This window comes from Hyphomonas sp., from assembly GCF_041689225.1.
In the GTDB taxonomy this organism is placed as follows: domain Bacteria; phylum Pseudomonadota; class Alphaproteobacteria; order Caulobacterales; family Hyphomonadaceae; genus Hyphomonas.
The window spans coordinates 1-2786 of the sequence record NZ_JBDNGN010000141.1; the positions used below are offsets into that span (position 1 = coordinate 1).

Annotated in this window: 4 protein-coding genes; 2 read left to right on the forward strand and 2 right to left on the reverse strand. The window is 58.2% G+C overall.

Annotated features, from left to right (window positions below):
- Both ACESNB_RS14030 and ACESNB_RS14035 read right to left on the reverse strand, forming a co-directional pair.
- The coding region (locus ACESNB_RS14030; protein WP_373008372.1) for an alpha/beta hydrolase at positions 1–1086 on the reverse strand (1086 nt) is incomplete at its 3' end.
- 119 nt (positions 1087–1205) lie between these two features.
- Complete coding sequence (locus ACESNB_RS14035) at positions 1206–1679, reverse strand: MarR family winged helix-turn-helix transcriptional regulator (RefSeq protein ID WP_373008366.1); 474 nt, start codon at positions 1677–1679, stop codon at positions 1206–1208.
- Between the two features lie 226 nt (positions 1680–1905).
- On the opposite strand from ACESNB_RS14035, the gene ACESNB_RS14040 reads away from it, so the two are divergent.
- Both ACESNB_RS14040 and ACESNB_RS14045 read left to right on the forward strand, forming a co-directional pair.
- A complete protein-coding gene (locus tag ACESNB_RS14040) occupies positions 1906–2484 on the forward strand; it encodes a VOC family protein (protein WP_373008368.1) in 579 nt (192 codons plus the stop codon).
- A gap of 73 nt (positions 2485–2557) precedes the next feature.
- Positions 2558–2786, forward strand: a 229-nt coding sequence (locus tag ACESNB_RS14045; protein WP_373008370.1) for a glutathione S-transferase N-terminal domain-containing protein, incomplete at its 3' end; no start/stop codon positions are given.

The window sequence follows — 2786 nt, forward strand, 5'->3', positions numbered from 1 at the left end:
CATGTCGGCGACCTGTTCGCGATAGGCGGGGTTGTCCTCGAAATAGTGCGCGCCTGGGACGAGTTGCAGTTCGCGGTCGTCCATCGCGATCGCGTCGAAAATGGAGCGGGCGTCGGAGGGAAAGACCCCGGCGTCGCCTGTGCTTTGGATCACGAGTGCCGGAACCGCCAGCTTGGCCAGGTGGGATGCGCCCTTGCAATTCGACGTTTCGAGGCTCCACATGTCCAGCCATGTGCGCAGGCTGCTTGTCCGTCCGATCGAGGGCGTCCGGTTGGCCTTTGCCGGATCACCGCGATAGCAGAAGTTCGCGGGTCGGTCCGAGGGATCTATCGCCGGATCCATGAAGCGCAGGTCTGCCCAGCAGCGAAAGACCGGAAATATCCGGTCCAGCGTGCCGGCGGCCTGCAACCGCGCGAGCTCTTGCTGCGCCCATGCGGTTATACGGTGATTGCGCGCGACCTGCGCAGCGCGATATCGCGAGATGAATTCAGCAGAATAAGGCGGATGGTTTTCGCCCTCGAACGGGTCAAGCTCCGGAATGAGGGACAAGGGATCACCCTCATCCGCGATGGAAGGATCCATCCAGGCTGTCAGCACTTCCGGCCGACCGAGGTGAGCATTCAACGAGATGTAGAGATCGGCAGGCAGCAATCGCTCCACGTCGTCATACCTTGCCCGGGGGCCTCCGAGGCTCGGCTCGGTGGCTTCGGCCTGATAGACGGCCATCAGCGACCCGCCGCCCGAATTGCCGAGAATCACGATCGTCTCGACACCTGCGACTTCGCGCAGCCATCGTACGCCTACAGAGATATCCGTGATGGCATCTGCCAGCATGAAGAGGTCTTCATTGGCGCGATACCGCGTGTTCCAACCCAGAAAACCGATGCCGCGTTCGGTAAAGCTGCGTGCCAAGTAACGTTCGGAAAAATCAACGTTGTAATGGGTTGCGATTATAGCGATGCGTGGACGCTCCGAGGCTGGTTGCCAGTACAGTCCCTGGCAGGGCTTTCCGCCCGCAAGGGCAGCCCTGGCTGTCCGGGACTCGGATGAGACGAAGTCGATGCGGAACGGATATTCTTGTGTAATCACGTCGTCTTTCCGTCGGCTGAATTGCCCCGCAGGCGCCGGTACATATCAACAAGGGTGACGAAAAATCTGGATAAGTCCAGCCCATTCCAGGTCGCTGATAGACTTCAGGTGCGCCCTTAGCGGCTTTTTTTGCTCGGTTCGAAGGTCAGCGGAGGACCCCAGTCCTGCGCGAGGGCGGTTGCAGCTCGCATGACCGATCGCTTGCCGACACGGGCCACGAGCTCATCTGCCATGAGGCGCATGGCGTGCTGGGCATCGCGGCGCATGGCTTCGCCGGTCTTGGTCAGTTGGACAAGCTTCACACGCCCATTGTCCGGGTCATCGACCAGCGCAACCATGTCGATCGCCACCATGGACTTGATTGTCTTGTGGATCGCCTGACGGCTGATGCCGAGGCGCCGGGCGATGTCTGAAGGATAGCGCACGCCCATGACGATATTGGCCATGACCATGGATTGGGGGCGCGTGACAGTCGGCCAGCCGCGCGAACGCAGATAGTTCTGAAGCCCCTCGTCGAACCAGTAGAAGCCCTGCAACAGGGTCAACAGCATTTGCTCAATGCCTATCGTTTCAAGATCACTATCTGTCATGGCGCTTTCTATACAGATACGAAAAGCCAATGGCTACGGTCCCTTGTTCGCTGGTGCAATACTCTCGGGTGGTATTGTTCTGGAATTTCTGGATTTTTCCAGATCGCGCAATGAATTTCGTCAGGCTGTATGTCAATTTAGTTGATGAAAAGTGCGGATTTGTGTTAGAACGGATTTCTAAAGTGACGGCATATGAAGCCGCCGAATTCAACTGGAGGATATACCCATGTCGCAAGCCGAGCCTGGCGCGTTCGAATTCCTGGGAGTCAATCACCTCGCACTTGTGTGCAAGGACATGGCGCGGACGGTCGAATTCTATCGCGATAAACTGGGCATGCGACTGACCAAGACGATCGAACTGCCGTTCGGTTTCGGACAGCATTTTTTCTTCGACGTTGGCAATGGCGACTCGATTGCGTTCTTCTGGTTCCCGAATGCCCCTGAGGCCGCGCCCGGTATTGCAGCGCCTGCGGCCTTGCCGACGCGCGGCAACATCGCATCGGCTCACGGATCGATGAACCATATCGCGATCAACGTGGCAGTGGACAAGTTTGACGAATATTACGACCGACTCGTCGCCATGGGTATCGATGTCACGCCCAAGCTGAACCACGACGACTCGCCGACCCAGTCGAGCCCGGTGGTTACCGATGATGTCTTCGTGCGCTCGGTTTATTTCTTCGATCCAGATGGCGTATGCCTTGAATTCGCTGCGTGGAACCGCGTACTGACCGAGAAGGACGTTGCGCACGATCCGATCCGCGCCGACGGGACAAAAGCCGAGCGCATGGTCGTGAAGACCTAGGCGCCAACTGCACCACGCATTCGCCAAATCAATAATACAAAAAAATGCCCGGTAACACGGGGAGGAATTCAAGATGATCGACGTGCACTTCGTGCCGACGCCCAATGGGCACAAGGTTTCCATCATGCTGGCGGAGCTCGACCTGCCTCACCAGCTCATCAATTATGACATGTTGGCGGGTGACCACCTCAAGCCAGAGTTCCGGAAAGTGAACCCCAATGGCAAGCTTCCGGCCATCGTGGATCATGCGCCGGCGGATGGTGGCGCGCCTTTCGCGGTGTTCGAGTCCGGCGCCATCCTGC

What these genes read in the sequence shown, in the direction of transcription:
- ACESNB_RS14035 (WP_373008366.1), bottom strand. Translation starts at nt 1,679, where the DNA reads ATGACAGATAGTGATCTTGAAACGATAGGCATTGAGCAAATGCTGTTG.
- ACESNB_RS14040 (WP_373008368.1), top strand. Translation starts at nt 1,906, where the DNA reads ATGTCGCAAGCCGAGCCTGGCGCGTTCGAATTCCTGGGAGTCAATCAC.